Annotated in this window: 13 protein-coding genes and 2 tRNA genes; 4 read left to right on the top strand and 11 right to left on the bottom strand. The window is 70.4% G+C overall.

Going from position 1 to position 16,675, the window contains the following annotated elements; translation table 11 throughout:
* Entirely contained in the window at positions 1-1,542 is a 1,542-nt protein-coding gene (folC, locus tag IE260_RS05945; protein WP_373303314.1) for a bifunctional tetrahydrofolate synthase/dihydrofolate synthase, read from the bottom strand.
* Positions 1,543-1,685: 143 nt separating this feature from the next.
* Positions 1,686-4,310, bottom strand: a complete 2,625-nt coding sequence (locus IE260_RS05940) for a valine--tRNA ligase (protein WP_189869394.1) — start codon at positions 4,308-4,310, stop codon at positions 1,686-1,688.
* A gap of 137 nt (positions 4,311-4,447) precedes the next feature.
* On the opposite strand from IE260_RS05940, the gene IE260_RS05935 reads away from it, so the two are divergent.
* A complete protein-coding gene (locus tag IE260_RS05935) occupies positions 4,448-5,389 on the top strand; it encodes a hypothetical protein (RefSeq protein ID WP_189869393.1) in 942 nt (313 codons plus the stop codon).
* A 69-nt stretch (positions 5,390-5,458) separates the two neighbouring features.
* Here the strand turns inward: IE260_RS05935 and clpX are convergent, their stop codons facing one another.
* The 5 genes from clpX to IE260_RS05910 form a co-directional block, all read right to left on the bottom strand.
* A complete protein-coding gene (clpX, locus tag IE260_RS05930) occupies positions 5,459-6,745 on the bottom strand; it encodes an ATP-dependent Clp protease ATP-binding subunit ClpX (protein ID WP_188179376.1) in 1,287 nt (428 codons plus the stop codon).
* A gap of 181 nt (positions 6,746-6,926) precedes the next feature.
* The gene (locus IE260_RS05925; RefSeq protein ID WP_308434642.1) at positions 6,927-7,607 is read right to left on the bottom strand and encodes an ATP-dependent Clp protease proteolytic subunit; all 681 of its coding nucleotides are present in this window, start codon (positions 7,605-7,607) and stop codon (positions 6,927-6,929) included.
* A gap of 112 nt (positions 7,608-7,719) precedes the next feature.
* Positions 7,720-8,325 carry an ATP-dependent Clp protease proteolytic subunit gene (locus IE260_RS05920; protein WP_030858107.1) on the bottom strand — a complete coding sequence of 202 codons (606 nt, stop codon included), beginning with the start codon at positions 8,323-8,325 and terminating at the stop codon, positions 7,720-7,722.
* Positions 8,326-8,721: 396 nt separating this feature from the next.
* Positions 8,722-10,119: a trigger factor gene (gene tig, locus IE260_RS05915; protein WP_189869392.1), complete on the bottom strand. Its 1,398-nt coding sequence runs from the start codon at positions 10,117-10,119 to the stop codon at positions 8,722-8,724.
* A 201-nt stretch (positions 10,120-10,320) separates the two neighbouring features.
* Positions 10,321-10,397 (bottom strand) — tRNA-Pro (locus tag IE260_RS05910).
* Positions 10,398-10,562: 165 nt separating this feature from the next.
* Here IE260_RS05910 and IE260_RS05905 point away from each other — a divergent pair.
* Positions 10,563-10,636: transfer RNA gene (locus IE260_RS05905), tRNA-Gly, on the top strand.
* A gap of 71 nt (positions 10,637-10,707) precedes the next feature.
* Here the strand turns inward: IE260_RS05905 and IE260_RS05900 are convergent.
* Positions 10,708-10,902, bottom strand: a complete 195-nt coding sequence (locus tag IE260_RS05900; RefSeq protein ID WP_123999966.1) for a hypothetical protein — start codon at positions 10,900-10,902, stop codon at positions 10,708-10,710.
* Positions 10,903-11,557: 655 nt separating this feature from the next.
* Between IE260_RS05900 and IE260_RS05895 the strand changes: the two genes are divergently transcribed.
* Entirely contained in the window at positions 11,558-12,706 is a 1,149-nt protein-coding gene (locus IE260_RS05895; protein WP_189869391.1) for an acyltransferase family protein, read from the top strand.
* 40 nt (positions 12,707-12,746) lie between these two features.
* On the opposite strand, the gene IE260_RS05890 is transcribed toward IE260_RS05895, so the two are convergent.
* Positions 12,747-13,202 carry an HD domain-containing protein gene (locus IE260_RS05890; RefSeq protein ID WP_229880438.1) on the bottom strand — a complete coding sequence of 152 codons (456 nt, stop codon included), beginning with the start codon at positions 13,200-13,202 and terminating at the stop codon, positions 12,747-12,749.
* Between the two features lie 13 nt (positions 13,203-13,215).
* A complete protein-coding gene (locus IE260_RS05885) occupies positions 13,216-14,403 on the bottom strand; it encodes a PP2C family protein-serine/threonine phosphatase (protein WP_189869390.1) in 1,188 nt (395 codons plus the stop codon).
* 162 nt (positions 14,404-14,565) lie between these two features.
* Between IE260_RS05885 and IE260_RS05880 the strand changes: the two genes are divergently transcribed.
* Positions 14,566-15,834 carry a GNAT family N-acetyltransferase gene (locus IE260_RS05880; protein WP_189869389.1) on the top strand — a complete coding sequence of 423 codons (1,269 nt, stop codon included), beginning with the start codon at positions 14,566-14,568 and terminating at the stop codon, positions 15,832-15,834.
* Positions 15,835-15,853: 19 nt separating this feature from the next.
* Here IE260_RS05880 and IE260_RS05875 read toward each other — a convergent pair whose 3' ends face one another.
* Positions 15,854-16,663, bottom strand: coding sequence for an Fpg/Nei family DNA glycosylase (locus IE260_RS05875; protein WP_189869388.1), 810 nt, complete (start codon positions 16,661-16,663; stop codon positions 15,854-15,856).
* Between the last annotated feature and the right edge of the window lie 12 nt (positions 16,664-16,675).

The raw sequence follows: 16,675 nt of genomic DNA, 5'->3' as shown, positions 1-16,675 counted from the left end.
TCAGCCCTTCCCCAGCAGCAGCCGGGCCTCGCCGACGGTGATGACGGAACCGGTGACGAGCACGCCGCCGCCCGCGAACTCGCCCTCCTCCTCGGCCAGCGTGATCGCGGCCTCCAGCGCGTCCGGCAGCCGCGGCTCGACCTGCACGCGGTCCTCCCCGAACACCTCGACGGCGATCGCCGCCAGCTCGTCGGCGTCCATCGCGCGGTGGCTGGAGTTCTGGGTGACGACGACCTCGGCGAAGACCGGCTCGAAGGCCTCCAGCAGCCCCCGCACGTTCTTGTCGCCGCTCGCGCCGACCACGCCGATGAGCCGGCTGAACTGGAACGCCTCCCCGACCGCCTCCGCGGTCACCCGCGCGCCGGCCGGGTTGTGTGCGGCGTCCAGCACGACGGTGGGCGAACGCCGCACGACCTCCAGCCGCCCCGGTGAGGCGACGGCGGCGAAGGCCTTGCGCACGGTGTCGACGTCGAGCGGCTCGGGACGCTGCGCCCCGACGCCGAAGAACGCCTCGACGGCGGCGAGCGCCACGGCGGCGTTGTGCGCCTGGTGGGCGCCGTGCAGCGGCAGGTAGATCTCGGTGTACTCGCCGCCGAGCCCGCGCAGGGTCAGCAGCTGCCCGCCGACGGCGACCTGCCGGGCGACGACGCCGAACTCCAGCCCCTCACGCGCCACGGTCGCGTTCACGTCCACGGCCTTCTTCAGCAGCACCTGCGCCGCGTCCACCGGCTGCTGGGCCAGGATCACGGTGGCGTCCTGCTTGACGATGCCGGCCTTCTCGCCGGCGATCGCGGCGAGCGTCTCGCCGAGCCGGTCGGTGTGGTCCAGGTCGATCGGCGTGACGACGGCGACGTCCCCGTCGATGACGTTGGTGGCGTCCCAGGAGCCGCCCATCCCCACTTCCACGACCGCCACGTCGACGGGCGCGTCGGCGAAGGCGGCGTACGCCATGCCCGTGAGCACCTCGAAGAAGGACAGCCGGTACTCCTGCTGCGCGTCCACCATCTCGACGTACGGCTTGATGTCCTGGTACGTCTCGATGAACCGCTCCGGGGAGACCGGCGCCCCGTCCAGGCTGATCCGCTCGGTGATGGACTGCACGTGCGGGGAGGTGTACCGCCCGGTGCGCAGCTCGAAGGCGCCGAGCAGGGCCTCGATCATGCGGGCGGTGGAGGTCTTGCCGTTGGTCCCCGTGATGTGGATGGACGGGTACGACCGCTGCGGCTCGCCCAGCACGTCCATCAGCGCGGCGATGCGCGCGACGGACGGCTCCAGCTTGGTCTCGCCCCAGCGGGTCGCGAGCTCCGCCTCGACCTCGCGCAGGGCCCTGTCCACCTCGGGATCCTCAGGCCGCGCGGGGACATCGGCCTGCGGCGGGCCGCCCTGCGTCCGCAGGGTACGGCTGCCGGCCTCGATGACCGCGAGATCGGGGTCACGGTCGGTCTCGGCCGCGATGATCTCGTCGAACGATTCACCGGGGTCCGACTGCTCACTGCTGTCGTGCGGGGGGAGCTCACTCACGGGGACCAGTCTACGGAGCATCGCCGACAGAGGTTGTGGGTGGCTTGTCCTGTCGCGCGGCTGCGGGCCGTCGCTGGTTGCTCGCGCGGTTCCCCGCGCCCCTGGGAGCGTGAAGGCTCCCGGCGCCGACAGGGCACCGGGAGCCTTCCTCCACGTACGGGCGCCTACGCCTGCGGCAGCCGCTCCAGCTGCGCCTGGATCCGCGCGATGTCCTCGTCGGCCTTGGCCAGCCGCGTCCGGATCTTCTCCACCACGTGATCCGGCGCCTTCGCGAGGAACGCCTCGTTGCCGAGCTTCCCGTTGGCCTGCGCCTTCTCCTTCTCCGCGGCCGCGAGGTCCTTCGCGAGCCGCTTGCGCTCCGCGGCCACGTCGATGGCACCGGACAGGTCCAGCGCCACCTCGACACCCGCCACCGGCAGCGTCGCCGTGGCCGTGAAGGAGTCGCCCTCCGGCTGCAGCCGCAGCAGCTGCCGGACGGCCGCCTCGTGCGGGGCGAGCGCCGTGCCGGCCAGCGACAGCCGGGCCGGGACCCGCTGACCGGGCTGGAGACCCTGGTCGGCGCGGAACCGGCGGACCTCGGTGATCACCGACTGGAGCGTCTCGATCTCGCGCTCGGCGTCGACGTCCCGGAAGCCCGAGTCCTCCGGCCAGTCCGCGACGACGACCGACTCGCCGCCGGTCAGCGTGGTCCACAGGGTCTCCGTCACGAACGGGACCACCGGGTGCAGCAGCCGCAGCGTGACGTCCAGGACCTCGCCGAGGACGCGCTTGCTGACCTCGGCCGCCTCGCCGCCCGCCTGGAACGTCGTCTTGGAGAGCTCGACGTACCAGTCGAAGACCTCGTCCCAGGCGAAGTGGAACAGCGCGTCCGACAGCTTCGCGAACTGGTAGTCCTCGTAGTACACGTCGACCTCGGCGACGACCGAGTTCAGACGGGAGAGGATCCAGCGGTCGGTCGAGGACATCTTCGACGCGTCCGGCAGCGGCCCGTCGACCGTCGCGCCGTTCATCAGCGCGAAGCGGGTGGCGTTCCAGATCTTGTTCGCGAAGTTGCGGGAGCCCTGGACCCAGTCCTCGCCGATCGGGACGTCGACGCCCGGGTTGGCACCGCGCGCCAGGGTGAAGCGGAGCGCGTCGGAGCCGTACTTGTCCATCCAGTCCAGCGGGTTCACCACGTTGCCGAAGGACTTCGACATCTTCTTGCCGTTCTGGTCACGGACCATGCCGTGCAGGGCGATGGTGTGGAACGGCGGGGTGCCGTCCATGGCGTACAGGCCGAACATCATCATCCGGGCGACCCAGAAGAAGAGGATGTCGTAGCCGGTGACCAGGACGGAGTTCGGGTAGAACTTCGCGAGCGACTCGGTCTGCTCCGGCCAGCCGAGCGTGGAGAACGGCCACAGGCCGGACGAGAACCAGGTGTCCAGGACGTCGGAGTCCTGGTGCCAGCCCTCGCCGGTCGGCGGCTGCTCGTCGGGACCGACGCAGACGACCTCGCCGTTCGGGCCGTACCAGACCGGGATGCGGTGGCCCCACCACAGCTGGCGCGAGATGCACCAGTCGTGCAGGTTGTCGACCCAGTCGAAGTACCGCTTCTCCATCTCCTGCGGGTGGATCTTGACCTTGCCGTCACGGACCGCGTCGCCGGCCGCCTTGGCCAGCGGGCCGACCTTGACCCACCACTGCATGGACAGGCGCGGCTCGATGGTGGTCTTGCAGCGCGAGCAGTGGCCGACGGAGTGGACGTACGGCCGCTTCTCGGCGACGATCCGGCCCTCGGCGCGCAGCGCGGCGACGATGGCGGAGCGGGCCTCCAGCCGGTCCAGGCCCTGGAAGGGGCCGTGGGCGGTGATCACGGCATGCTCGTCCATGATCGTGACGGCGGGCAGGTCGTGCCGCTGGCCGATCTCGAAGTCGTTCGGGTCGTGGGCGGGCGTCACCTTGACGGCGCCGGTGCCGAACTCGGGGTCGACGTGCTCGTCGGCGACGACCGGGATGGAGCGGTCGGTGAGCGGCAGCTTGATGAGCTTGCCGACCAGGTGCTTGTACCGCTCGTCCTCGGGGTGCACGGCGACGGCGGTGTCACCGAGCATGGTCTCGGCGCGGGTGGTGGCGACGACGATGGTGTCGTCCCCGTCGCCGTACTTCATCGAGACGAGCTCGCCGTCGTCGTCCTGGTACTCGACCTCGATGTCGGAGATCGCGGTCAGGCAGCGCGGGCACCAGTTGATGATGCGCTCGGCGCGGTAGATCAGCTCGTCGTCGTAGAGCCGCTTGAAGATGGTCTGGACGGCCTGGGACAGCCCCTCGTCCATGGTGAAGCGCTCACGCGACCAGGCGACGCCGTCACCGAGGCGTCGCATCTGTCCGCTGATCTGCCCACCGGACTCGGACTTCCACTGCCAGACCCGCTCGACGAATGCCTCCCGGCCCAGGTCGTGCCGGGACTTGCCCTCCTTGGCGAGCTCCCGCTCGACGACGTTCTGCGTCGCGATCCCGGCGTGGTCCATGCCGGGCTGCCACAGCGTCTCGTACCCCTGCATCCGCTTGCGGCGGGTCAGGGCGTCGATGAGCGTGTGCTCGAAGGCGTGCCCGAGGTGCAGGCTGCCCGTGACGTTCGGCGGCGGGATGACGACGGTGAACGGCGGCTTGTCGCTCCCCGCGTCCGCCTCGAAGTAGCCCTGTTCTACCCAGCGCTCGTACAGCTTCCCCTCTACCTCGGCCGGCGTGTACTGGGTCGGCAGTTCGGTCGTGGGCGCTGATTGCGGCTGCTGAGTCTTGTCGGTCACGGGGGTCAGTTTAAGGGCGTCACGGCCCAGTCCCGAAACGCCATTCCTTTGTAACGGTGCGCCCCCCGGTGACCTGCGCACGCCATATCTGCGTCAGGATGTCAGCACCACGTAAGCATCTGGAGGGGAACCCAGGAATGAGTCACAACCAGCCGGGCCCGTACGGCGGGCAGCCCCAGCAGCCCGGACCGTACGGCCAGCCGGGACCGTACGGCCAGCCGCCGCAGGCCCCCCAGCCCGGCTACGGCTACCCCCAGCAGGCGCCCCCTCCCCAGCCCCAGCCGGGCTACGGCTACCCGCAGCAGCCCCCGCAGGGCGTCCCGCAGCAGCCGAACCCCTACGGCCAGCAGCCCCCGTACGGCCAGCAGCCCTACGGCATGCCCCAGCCTCCGGCCGCGGGCGGCGGCAAGAAGAAGACCGGCCTGATCATCGGCGCGGTGGCGGTCGTGGCCGCGATCGGCGTCGGCGCGTACTTCGTCCTCGGCGGGGGCGGCGGCGCGGGCGGCATCGAGGACGACGGCGCCCACAAGCTGACGACGCCGGCGACGGTGCTCACCGACTACAAGCGGGTCTCCGAGGACGGCGCCGGCGGCGACGACTCCGCGAGTGACCTGGAGAAGTCCGGCGTCAAGAACGGCAAGTCCGTCGTCGCCGTGTACTCCACGGCGGACCCCACGAGTTACGACCCGAGCGACCCCAGCTCGGCCCCGTCCGACTTCAAGACGATCACGTACGCCGGTGCCTACGGTGAGATCGCCGACCCCGAGGCGGCGCTGGACAAGCTCTTCGCCGAGATGAAGAAGTCCTCCGAGGAGGGCTCCTCCGGCAGCACGGACACCGAGGCGGACCTCGTCGGCGAGGCCGAGGAGGTCGACCTCGACGGCGCGGTCATGAGGTGCCAGGCGGCCCAGGGCAAGAACCCGGTCACCAAGAAGGAGAAGACCGACTGGTTCTGCGCGTGGGCCGACTACAGCACCATCGCCATGGTGTCGCCCGGTGAGGTCACCACGGGCATCAGCAAGGACGTGGCGGTGGACCTCACCACCAAGCTCCGCAAGGAAGTCCGCGTCAAGGCCTGACGCCGTCGGCACCACGCGAAAGGGGCCCGGTCGCTCGACCGGGCCCCTTCGGCGTGCGTACGGCGACGGCTACGCCGTCTTCTGCTCCCCGGAGCCCCGCCCGCGCGAGTCCCGCGGGATGAGGGTCGGGTTGACGTTGGAGAGGACGACGTCGGCCGTGATGACGACGCGGGCCACGTCCTTGCGGGACGGGACCTCGTACATCACGCCCTGGAGGACCTCCTCCATGATGGCGCGCAGGCCGCGGGCGCCGGTCTGGCGGAGGATGGCCTGGTCGGCGATGGCCTCCAGGGCCTCTCGCTCGAAGTCCAGCTCCACCCCGTCGAGTTCGAACAGACGCTGGTACTGCTTCACCAGCGCGTTACGCGGCTCGACCAGGATCTTCAGGAGCGCCTCGCGGTCGAGGTTGTGCACGCTGGTGATCACGGGGAGGCGGCCGATGAACTCGGGGATCATGCCGAACTTGACCAGGTCCTCCGGCATGACCTCCTCGAACTGGTCCTTGGACTCCAGCTCCCGCTTGGAGCGGATCGTCGCGCCGAAGCCGATGCCCTTGGCGCCCGCACGGCCCTCGATGATCTTCTCCAGGCCGGCGAAGGCGCCGCCCACGATGAACAGGACGTTCGTCGTGTCGATCTGGATGAACTCCTGATGCGGGTGCTTGCGGCCGCCCTGCGGCGGGACCGAGGCCGTGGTGCCCTCGAGGATCTTGAGCAGCGCCTGCTGGACGCCCTCGCCGCTCACGTCGCGCGTGATCGACGGGTTCTCACTCTTCCGCGCGACCTTGTCGATCTCGTCGATGTAGATGATCCCGGTCTCGGCCTTCTTGACGTCGTAGTCGGCGGCCTGGATCAGCTTCAGCAGGATGTTCTCGACGTCCTCGCCGACGTACCCGGCCTCCGTGAGCGCCGTGGCGTCGGCGATCGCGAACGGGACGTTCAGCATGCGGGCGAGGGTCTGGGCCAGCAGGGTCTTGCCGGAGCCCGTGGGGCCGAGCAGCAGGATGTTGGACTTCGCCAACTCGATGGCGTCGTCCCGGCCTTGGGCGCCGCCGTTCTCACCGGCCTGGACCCGCTTGTAGTGGTTGTACACCGCGACGGAGAGGGCCTTCTTGGCGGCCTCCTGGCCGACCACGTACCCCTCGAGGAACTCGTAGATCTCGCGGGGCTTCGGAAGCTCCTCCCAGCGCACCTCGCTGGTCTCGGCGAGCTCTTCCTCGATGATCTCGTTGCAGAGATCGATGCACTCGTCGCAGATGTACACACCGGGCCCTGCGATGAGCTTCTTGACCTGCTTCTGGCTCTTCCCGCAGAACGAGCACTTGAGCAGATCGCCGCCGTCACCGATGCGTGCCACGGTGTGCTTCCCCTTCGCCTGGGAGACGCCTGGACACGTTCGAGTCCAGCGGCTCCTGGTGCTGCCTTATGTCGACGGTACCTTGCCGGGCCCCCCGTTCGGGCCCCCCTTGGCACGGTTCGCTTTGACGTGAAACGCGCCAAACCATGCCAAGGGGCGGCAGACGATACAGCCTCCCGCCTCAGCGGAGGGAGGCGTTGTCCATCTTCCGGGTGGTGATGATCTGGTCGATCAGGCCGTAGCTCAGCGCGTCCTCGGCCGTGAGGATCTTGTCGCGCTCGATGTCCTCGCGGATCTTCTCGACCGGCGTGGTGGAGTGCTTGGCCAGCATCTCCTCCAGCTGCGAGCGCATCCGCAGGATCTCGTTGGCGGCGATCTCCAGGTCGGAGACCTGGCCGCGGCCGGTCTCGCTGTAGGGCTGGTGGATCAGGACGCGGGCGTTCGGCAGCGCCATGCGCTTGCCCGGCGTGCCGGCGGCCAGCAGGACGGCGGCGGCGGAGGCCGCCTGGCCCATGCAGACCGTCTGGATGTCCGGCTTCACGTACTGCATCGTGTCGTAGATGGCCGTGAGCGCCGTGAAGGAGCCGCCGGGGCTGTTGATGTAGACCGAGATGTCCCGGTCGGGGTCCATCGACTCCAGGCACAGCAGCTGCGCCATGACGTCGTTGGCGGAGGCGTCGTCGATCTGGACGCCCAGGAAGATCACGCGCTCCTCGAAGAGCTTCGCGTACGGGTCGTACTCGCGGATGCCCTGGGAGGTGCGCTCGACGAAGCGCGGGATGACGTAGCGGGACTCGGCCGCGGGGCCGGTGTACTCGGCGCGCGTGCGGTCGTACAGGCCGCTGCCGGGGAAGTCGTTCACAGTGTCTCCTGGAAAGGGGCTGAGGCGGTCGCTCGGGGCTGGCTGGGGCGCGCTGGGCCCGCAGAGGGCTCGGCTCGTTCCCACGGGACCCGGAGGCCCCGTGGGGAGCGGCTCAGGCCCCGGTGCCGCCGCCGCCCGGCATGCCGGCGGCCGTGGCGATGACGTCGTCGATGAGGCCGTACTCCTTGGCCTCGAAGGCGTCGAACCAGCGGTCGCGGTCCGAGTCGCGGGTGATCTGCTCGACCGTCTGGCCGGTGTGCTGGGCCGTGAGCTCGGCCATCCGCTTCTTGGTGTGCAGCAGCCGCTCGGCGTGGATCTTGATGTCCGAGGCCGAACCCGCCAGGCCGGCGGAGGGCTGGTGGATCAGGATCTCGGCGTTCGGCAGGGCGAAGCGCTTGCCCGGGGTGCCCGCGCTGAGCAGGAACTGACCCATCGAGGCCGCGAGGCCCATGGCGATCGTCACCACGTCGTTCTTGATGTACTGCATGGTGTCGTAGATCGCCATGCCGGCCGTGATCGAACCGCCCGGGCTGTTGATGTACAGGTAAATGTCCTTGTCCGGGTCGGAGGCAAGGAGCAGCAGCTGCGCGGTGATCTTGTTGGCGATGTCGTCGTCCACCGGCTGACCGAGGAAGATGATCCGCTCGCCGAGCAGCCGGTTGTAGACCTGGTCGCCGAGGCCACCACCGATGGAAGGCTCGCCGGCGGCGGAGGGCATCAGATTCGTCACGTATCCACCTGCTCGTCTACGACGGCGCCGGGCCGTCTCACGTGTTCTGCCGGGGCGTGGGGCCGTCCGGCGCTGTTCGGGGACTCCCCTGCCCTCGTATTCATGGACCCTAACGCGGTGGGCCTGCGGCGCCATCCCGGTTCCGGCGGTGTTCGCTGTGAGCGCAGGTTGGTTGCCGCCCGGCGCTGGTGTCGCCGTCGCGGGGGCCGCGCCCCGGGCCCCCGGGTGGGGTTCGCCGTGAACCTGCCGGTCGCGGGCGGGCACGGGTGGGTCACGGCCTGTCGCATGGTTCCCCGCGACCCCCGGGGCCGGACGACGCGACGGGCCCCGAGAGGCATGCGCGTCTCGGGGCCCGTCGTACGTCCGTCAGAGGTGACGCGAGGGTCAGCCCTCGTTCTTCTCCTCGGCGGCCTCGGCGGCCTCGGCCTCGGGGGCCTCGGCGGCGGCCTCGGCGGTCTCCGCCTCGTCCTCCTCGTCGTCCAGGTCGACGATCTCGCCGTTGGTGTCCTTGACCGTGGCCTTCTCGACCACGACGGCCAGGGCCTTGCCGCGGGCGACCTCACCGACGAGCAGCGGGACCTGGCCCTGCTCGACGACGGCCTGCGCGAACTGGTCGGGGGACATGCCGGAGGAGGCCGCGCGCCGCATGAGGTGCTCGGTGAGCTCCTCCTGGTTGACGTTGAGCTTCTCCTGCTTGACCAGCTCGTCCAGGACGAACTGGGTCTTGATGCCCTTGACCGCGGCCTCGCGGGTCTCGGTCTCGAACTCCTCGGCGGTCTTGCCCTGGAGCTCCAGGTACTTGTCGAGGGTGAGGCCCATCTGACCGAGCTGGTGGTGCTCCAGGTTGTGCTTGCGGGTGTTGATCTCGTCCTCGAGGAGCTTCTCGGGGACCGGGACCTCGACCAGCTCGAGCAGCTTGTCCAGCACGCGCTCCTGGGCCTGGGTGGCCTGGTCGTACTGCTTCATGTTGGCCAGGCGCTTGCGGCTGTCGGCCTTCAGCTCGTCCAGGGTGTCGAACTCGGACGCCAGCTGCGCGAAGTCGTCGTCCAGCTCGGGCAGCTCCCGCTTGGCGACCTGGGTGACCTTGACGGTGACCTCGGCCTCGCGGCCGGCCGCCGAGCCACCCTTGAGCTCGGAGGTGAAGGTGGTCTCGCCACCGGCCTCCAGGCCCTTCACGGCGTCGTCGATGCCGTCCAGCAGCTCACCGGAGCCGATGGTGTAGGAGACGCCGTTGGCGATGCCGTCCTCGAGGACCTCGCCGTCGACCTTGGCCTCCAGGTCGATGGTGACCACGTCGCCGTCCTCGGCGGCGCGCTCGACCGGGGAGGTGGAGGCGAAGCGCTCGCGCAGCTGCTCCACGGACTTCTCGACGTCCTCGTCGGTGACCTCGACGGCGTCGACCTCGACCTCGATGCCGGAGTAGTCCGGGATCTCGAGGGTCGGGCGGATGTCGACCTCGGCGGTGAAGTTCAGCGTCTCGCCGTCCTTCAGCTCCGTGATGTCGACCTCGGGCTGGCCGAGCGGGTTCAGCTCGGCCTCGTTCACCGCGTCGGTGTAGAACTTGGGAAGCGCGTCGTTGACGGCCTCCTCCAGCACGGCACCGCGGCCGAACCGCTGGTCGATGACGCGGGCAGGGATCTTGCCCTTGCGGAAGCCCTTCACCGTGACCTGCTGGTTGATCTTCTTGTACGCCGCGTCGAGGCTGTCCTTGAGCTCCTCGAAGGGCACCTCGACAGTGAGCCGAACCCGGGTCGGGTTCAGGGTCTCCACGGCGCTCTTCACGGTTCGGTCTCCTTGTGGCTGACTTCTTGGGTTCTGCCGGAGCCAGAGGGGCCCGGCCGATTTCGCCGCCCGGAGACTGCAGACGCTGAGACACACGGGCGTGCAGCTTGCATAGTAACGGCAGCGGCTACGCCACCCAAAAGGTGATCACGCCAGGTGATCGGCCGGATGGCCGGTCGACGACCCCGGACGGCCGGTGGATGGTCGGGGTGGCGGGATTTGAACCCACGGCCTTCCGCTCCCAAAGCGGACGCGCTACCAAGCTGCGCCACACCCCGTCTGGTGCGACACGTAGGGTACATGCCGCCAGGCAGTGGGGAGCGCCTCATTTTCCCGAGCGTCCGCGAAGGTCCGGGGTCGACGGAAACGGGGTGTGCGGTGAAGGGGGACGACCCGCTACGATGCCTGCAGTGCCGCGGTCGCCGACCTGCGGTGCGCGCCGTGCGGGCGTAGCTCAATGGTAGAGCCCTAGTCTTCCAAACTAGCTACGCGGGTTCGATTCCCGTCGCCCGCTCCACCGGACCTCCGGCCCGGTTCCGTCAAGGGACCGGGCCGGAGGTCTTTGTGCGTCCGGGGAGGGGCGGGTGCCTAGAACTGGATGGAGTTGATCGTCTCCGCTATCGAGTTCAGGAACCGCTGGATGTCGTCGGCCATGCCGGTCGAGGCGAGGAAGAAGCCGAAGAGGACGGCGACGATCGCCGGGCCCGCCTTGATGGAGCCCCCTCGCAGCAGCACCACCAGGATGATCGCCAACAGCAGCACCACTGACAGTGAAATGGCCACAACTGATCACACCCTCGGTCGGTCCGCTCTCCCGGCCCGGGGGCGCAACCCCGCGCGCCCCCGCCAGAACCATCGTGCCACCAACCGGGCCGCGTCATGCGGCAGGTGACACATCGTCCGGCCGGTTCCGGTCGGCCGGCGTGCGCCCGAGCGTGCGGGCGGGCACGGCGGGCGCCCCGACACGCGTATGCCGCACAGAAATTCGACAGTGCACTCCCGTCATGAATTCCGACCAGTTCGTTTCCATGCCCACACATCGCGTTCGCAGGCATTTCGAATTGTTGCCGCAGGCACATCGAGGGGCCCGCGATCGGCCGTTGAAAGGGCATTGAAGGGGACATTCCAGCAGAGTCGCCCGCCGGACTTATGACCGGGTTAGTCATGAAGAGTCAGGACAAGTTGGGCACTTGGAGAGACTCGGCGACACCCGCCGAGGCGTGGAGGTGTGGGGGCCGTCACGCGGGCAACGAGGTCAAGTTCCCCGAAATACGGGGTACTCGCAGTGCACTTGGGATCCGAATACCGGAATGACGTCGATGGTTTTACGGATTCACACGGACAACGCTAGGGTGCCTCAGATGTTCTACGCTGCCTCGTCCCCCATCAGAGCAGCGAGGTCATGCACCGACTCGCCGAGTTTCCGGCGGGGGGTTGCATGACGACCTCGCTGCGACCGCACGGCGACCGCAGGACTCCACTCCCCCGACAACCGAGCAAGCAGCGCGACGCGTTCTTCGACAACGCCAAGTACCTGGCGATCGTGCTGGTCGGCGTGGGGCACGCCTGGGGGCAGATCCTCGACGGCAACCGGACCGTGGAGACCCTGTACCGGGTCGTGTACACCTTCCACATGCCGGCGTTCATCATCATCTCCGGCTACTTCTCGCGCAGCTTCGACCTGAGTCCCAAACGCGTCAAGCGGCTGATCACCGGCGTCGTCGTCCCGTATGTCGTCTTCGAGGTGGCCTACGCGCTGCACCGGCGCTACGGAGACGACGTCCCGGGCCACGACATCAGCCTGCTCGACCCCACGTACCTCCTGTGGTTCCTCTGCGCGTTGTTCGTCTGGCGGCTGACCACCCCCATCTGGAAGACGGTCCGGTGGCCGCTGCCGATCGCGCTCGGCATCGCGGCCCTGGCCTCCATGGCCCCCTCGGTCGGGAACGACCTCAACATGCAGCGGGTGCTGCAGTTCCTGCCGTGCTTCGTGCTGGGTCTGGTGCTGCGGCCCGAGCACTTCGCGCTGGTGCGGCGCCGCTCGGTGCGGATCGCGGCGGTGCCGGTGGTCGCGGCGGCGGTGGCCGTCGCGTGGTGGTCGGTGCCGCGCATGGAGACGGGCTGGTTCTACCGCAACGCCCCCGCACAGGACGCGGGCGCCCCCTGGTGGACCGGGCCCGTGCTGACGCTCGCGCTCTTCGGCTGCTCGGTGGTCCTGACGGCCTGCTTCTTCGCCTGGGTGCCGGGCCGGCGCATGTGGTTCACGGCGCTGGGCGCGGGCACGATCTACGGCTACCTGCTGCACGGCTTCCTGGTGAAGGCCGGCACCTACGAGGGCTGGTTCAAGGCGCCCGTGCTGGACCGCCCGCTCGGCGAGATCGGTCTGACCGTCCTCGGGGCCGCCGCCGTCACGCTGTTGTGCACCAAGCCCGTGCAACGGACCCTGCGGTGCGTGGTGGAACCCCGGATGGAGTGGGCGTTCAAGCGGGACGCGGGCGAGGCCGCCCGGGAACGCGAGGCCCGTCCGAACGACGAGGCCCGTGAGGCCGGTGAGGCACGCGAGCCGAGCCGGAAGGTCGCGGTCTAGTCGGCAGGCAGGAGGTCCCGGTGCGGCCGGGACCTCCGTTTCAGCCGCCCAGGCCGAGGAGCGCGCGCATCCGCGCGTACTTCTCGGTCAGTCGTGTGCGGGTGGGCTCGTCGAGGACCGCCAGCCGGGCCGGATCCGCGTTGTGCGCCAGGTCGGCCTCCTTCACCAGCAGGGCGCCCGGTGTGGCGAGGATGCGGGCGGCGTACGCCTCGGGCGGCTCCCCGGCCCGCTTGGTGACGGCGAGGACGATGTCCTTGGTGCGGCGGCTCAGCGCGGCCTCGCGCAGCCACCGCTCCGGGAGCGCGTCGTCCTCGACGGCGTCGTGCAGCCAGGCCGCCGCGATCTGTTCGTCGTCCCCGCCGCGCCGGCGTACCCCCTCGGCGACGGCCCGCAGGTGCTCGGCGTACGGCCGGCCCGCCTTGTCGGTCTGGCCGGCGTGGGCGGCGCGGGCGGTGGCCTCGACGTCGGCCAGGGTCAGTGGTGTGGTGTCGGACACGCCGGCCAGTGTCTCAGTCGCTCGCCGTCAGGGCCTGGGCCGTCGGCCCCTCGCGGCAGATCAACAGGAGCGCCCGGTCGTCGTTGACGTCCTTCGCGACCGCCTCGATCAGGTGCCAGGCAGCGCCGTGGAAGCCGCCGGCGACATAGCGGTCGGCCTCGCCGGTGAGGCGGTCGATGCCCTCGACGATGTCGCGGTCGGAGGTCTCCACCAGTCCGTCGGTGAACAGCATCAGCACGTCGCCGGGCCGCAGCGAGCCCTTCACCGAGTCGAACTGCGCGCCGTCGTACACCCCCAGCAGCGGTCCCTCGGCGGCCTTCTCCTCCCAGCGGCCGGTACCGGCGCTGAGCTGGAGGCCCGGCGGATGCCCGGCGGAGTACAGCTCATAGTCGCCGGAGTCGAGGTCGAGGACCAGGTGGATGGACGTGGCGAAGCCCTCGTCCCAGTCCTGGCGGAGCAGGTAGCCGTTGGCGGCGGGCAGGAAGGCGTGCGGGGGCAGGCTGCCCAGCAGTCCGCCGAAGGCCCCGGACAGCAGCAGCGCGCGGGAGCCGGCGTCCATGCCCTTGCCGGAGACGTCGGTGAGGACCACCTCCAGGGTCCGGCCGCCGCCTGTGCGGGCCGCGACCACGAAGTCGCCGGAGAAGGACTGGCCGCCGGCCGGGCGCAGCGCCATCTCGCGGTGCCAGCCCGGCGGCAGCTTGGGCAGCTTGCTCTGGACGCGGATGCGTTCGCGCAGGTCGAACAGCATGGTGCTGCCGCGCCGCCACGGCACGCCGACCCGGCTGCGGAACTGGGCGAGCAGCAGTCCGAAGAAGCCGCAGGCGGCCACCACGAGGACCACGCCCGGGGTGACCCTGGACGGGCCCTCCGTGTAGGGGCCCAGCTGCACGGACTCCACGATCAGTGCCGTGGCCGCCGCCGCGTACAGGCCGAGCAGGCTCGCGGGGCGCAGCAGCAGGCCGCCGGCGACGATCGGCAGCACCAGGGCGGCCGGTGAGCACCAGACCGAGTTGGCCATCGTGGTCGCCGCGATCACCGGGATCGTCAGCAGCAGGCCGGCCAGCGCGATCCAGTCCGAGCCGTCGCCGCGGAAGTGGTCGACGGCGGATCTGCGCACGCCGACGCGGGCCCGGTGCCACTGCTTCTTCAACCGGGCCGTGAACGTCTCGGCTTCCGCGCGCCGCTGTCGTCCTGCTGCCATTAGTTCGGGACCCTATCCATCGGACCGGTCGCTTGGCACGGGAGGTCCCACTTGTCCCCCGTCCGAGGCCCGGCTTCACAGTGAACTCCAACGGGCGCCGCCGCGCGCCCGTCCGGGAGAAATTCTCTCGCCCGCCCCGCACGGCCCTGATAGGCATGGTCCATGGGCGACAACGGCACTGGCAGCACCGACGGCACCGGATCGGCGACCGGACCGCGACCCCTACGGCAGGACGAATGGGACAAGTGGTACGGCACGTTGATCCGTGCCTTCAGCGGCGTCCCGGAGTCCGCCGACGAGAAGGAGCTGTGGAACTCCCTGACCGAGACGGACCGCTCCCTCGGCGTCTGGGACGGGGGCGAATGCGTCGGGACGGCCGGGGCGTTCAGCTTCCGGATGACCGTGCCCGGCGGTGCGCAGCTGCCCGCGGCGGGCGTCACCATGGTGAGCGTCGCCGCCACGCACCGGCGGCGGGGTGTGCTGACGTCGATGATGCGGCGTCAGTTGGACGACGTCCGTTCCTGGGGTGAGCCGCTGGCCGTGCTGACGGCCTCCGAGCCGGCGATCTACGGCCGGTTCGGGTACGGCGCCGCCACCTTCCAGGTCAGCGCCGAGATCGACACCGGCCGGGTGCGCCTGTCCGTGCCGGACGGCACCGATGAGGTACGGCTGCGGTACGCGGCGCCCGCCGACGTCCTCGACGAGTGCGAGGCGGTGTACGCCCGGCTGGTGCCCGGGCGGCCGGGGATGCTGGCCCGGCGGCCCGGCTGGGAGCGGTTGGGACTGCTGGACCCGGAGAGCGGGCGGGACGGTGCGTCGCCGCTGCAGTGCGTGGTCGCCCGCAGGGACGGGGCGGTCACCGGGTACGCGCGGTTCCGGGTGCGGCCGGCCTGGGGGCCCGCCGGACACAACGGCACGGTGGTCCTGGAGGCCCTGGCCGGGCTGGACCCGGCGACCGAGGCGGCGCTGTGGCGCTTCCTCTTCGACGTCGACCTGACGACGACGCTGACGGCGCGCGGGCGGCCGGTCGACGAGGCGTGGCAGTACCAGGTGTCGGACATCCGGCGGTGCCAACCGCGGGTCCGGGACGGGCTGTACGTACGGCTGGTGGACGTGGGGGCCGCGCTGGCGGCGCGGACGTACCAGGCGCCGGTGGACGTCGTCTTCGAGGTGGAGGACGCCTTCTGCCCCTGGAACCAGGGACGTTGGCGGCTGTCCGGCGACGCGAAGGGCGCGTCCTGCGAGCGTACGGCGGACGCGGCCGATCTCGCCCTGTCGGTGCGGGAGTTGGGCGCCGCCTACCTGGGGGGCGTGACGCTGGGCGCGCTGGCCGCCGCCGGGCGGGTGCGGGAGCTGCGGCCGGGGGCGCTGGCGGAGGCGTCCGTGGGGTTCGCGTCCGACGTGGCGCCGTGGCTTCCGCACGGGTTCTGACGCCGGGTGGGAGCCGACGTCAGGCGCGCTGGCAGGCGGGGCACCAGAAGAGGTTGCGGGCGGCGAGGTCGGCGGTGCGGACCTCGCCGCCGCAGACGTGGCAGGACTGGCGGGCCCTGCGGTAGACGTAGACCTCGCCGCCGTGGTCGTCGACGCGGGGCGGGCGGCCCATGGCCTCGGGGGTGTGTTCCGGGCGGACGGTGTCGATGCGGTTGTTCCGGACGCCCTCGCGCATCAGCTCGACGAGGTCCTGCCAGATCGCGTCCCACTCGGCGGGGGTGATGTCCCTGCCCGCCCGGTACGGGTCGATGCCGTGCCGGAAGAGGACCTCGGCGCGGTAGACGTTGCCGACGCCGGCGATGACCTTCTGGTCCATCAGCAGCGCGGCGATCGTGGTGCGGCTGCGGGAGACGCGCGCGTAGGCGGTGCGGGGGTCGGCGTCCGGGCGGAGCGGGTCGGGGCCGAGGCGGTCGTGTATCGCCTGCTTCTCGGGGTCCGTGATCAGGGCGCAGGTGGTGGGGCCGCGGAGGTCGACGTAGGAGGTGTCGCCCACCAGGCGCAGGCGGACGGTGTCCGTGGGCGGCGGCGCGGGGGTCGCTCCGAAGGTGACCTTGCCGAAGAGGCCGAGGTGGATGTGGACCCAGCCGGTGGCGGGGAAGCCGAGGAAGAGGTGTTTGCCGTGGGCCTCGGCGGTGTGCAGGACGGTGCCGTCGAGGAGGGCGGCGGCGTCGGAGAACTTGCCCTGCGGGCTGGTGACGCGCACGGCCGTGCCGGCGAAGGCGGCGGCGTGGTCCTCGGCCAGCCGGTGGATCGTGTGCCCTTCCGGCACGGAGGTCGTCCT

Origin of the sequence: Streptomyces viridiviolaceus (genome assembly GCF_014650995.1) — a bacterium.
Lineage (GTDB): Bacteria > Actinomycetota > Actinomycetes > Streptomycetales > Streptomycetaceae > Streptomyces > Streptomyces viridiviolaceus.
This window is presented reverse-complemented; position numbering and strand designations above follow the sequence as displayed.

Excerpts from the sequence above, each read along its gene's own strand:
- IE260_RS05885 (WP_189869390.1), bottom strand. The coding sequence starts at position 14,403 with ATGGCAGCAGGACGACAGCGGCGCGCGGAAGCCGAGACGTTCACGGCC.
- IE260_RS05920 (WP_030858107.1), bottom strand. The coding sequence starts at position 8,325 with ATGCCCTCCGCCGCCGGCGAGCCTTCCATCGGTGGTGGCCTCGGCGAC.
- IE260_RS05880 (WP_189869389.1), top strand. The coding sequence starts at position 14,566 with ATGGGCGACAACGGCACTGGCAGCACCGACGGCACCGGATCGGCGACC.
- IE260_RS05935 (WP_189869393.1), top strand. The coding sequence starts at position 4,448 with ATGAGTCACAACCAGCCGGGCCCGTACGGCGGGCAGCCCCAGCAGCCC.
- folC (WP_373303314.1), bottom strand. The coding sequence starts at position 1,542 with ATGCTCCGTAGACTGGTCCCCGTGAGTGAGCTCCCCCCGCACGACAGC.
- IE260_RS05895 (WP_189869391.1), top strand. The coding sequence starts at position 11,558 with ATGACGACCTCGCTGCGACCGCACGGCGACCGCAGGACTCCACTCCCC.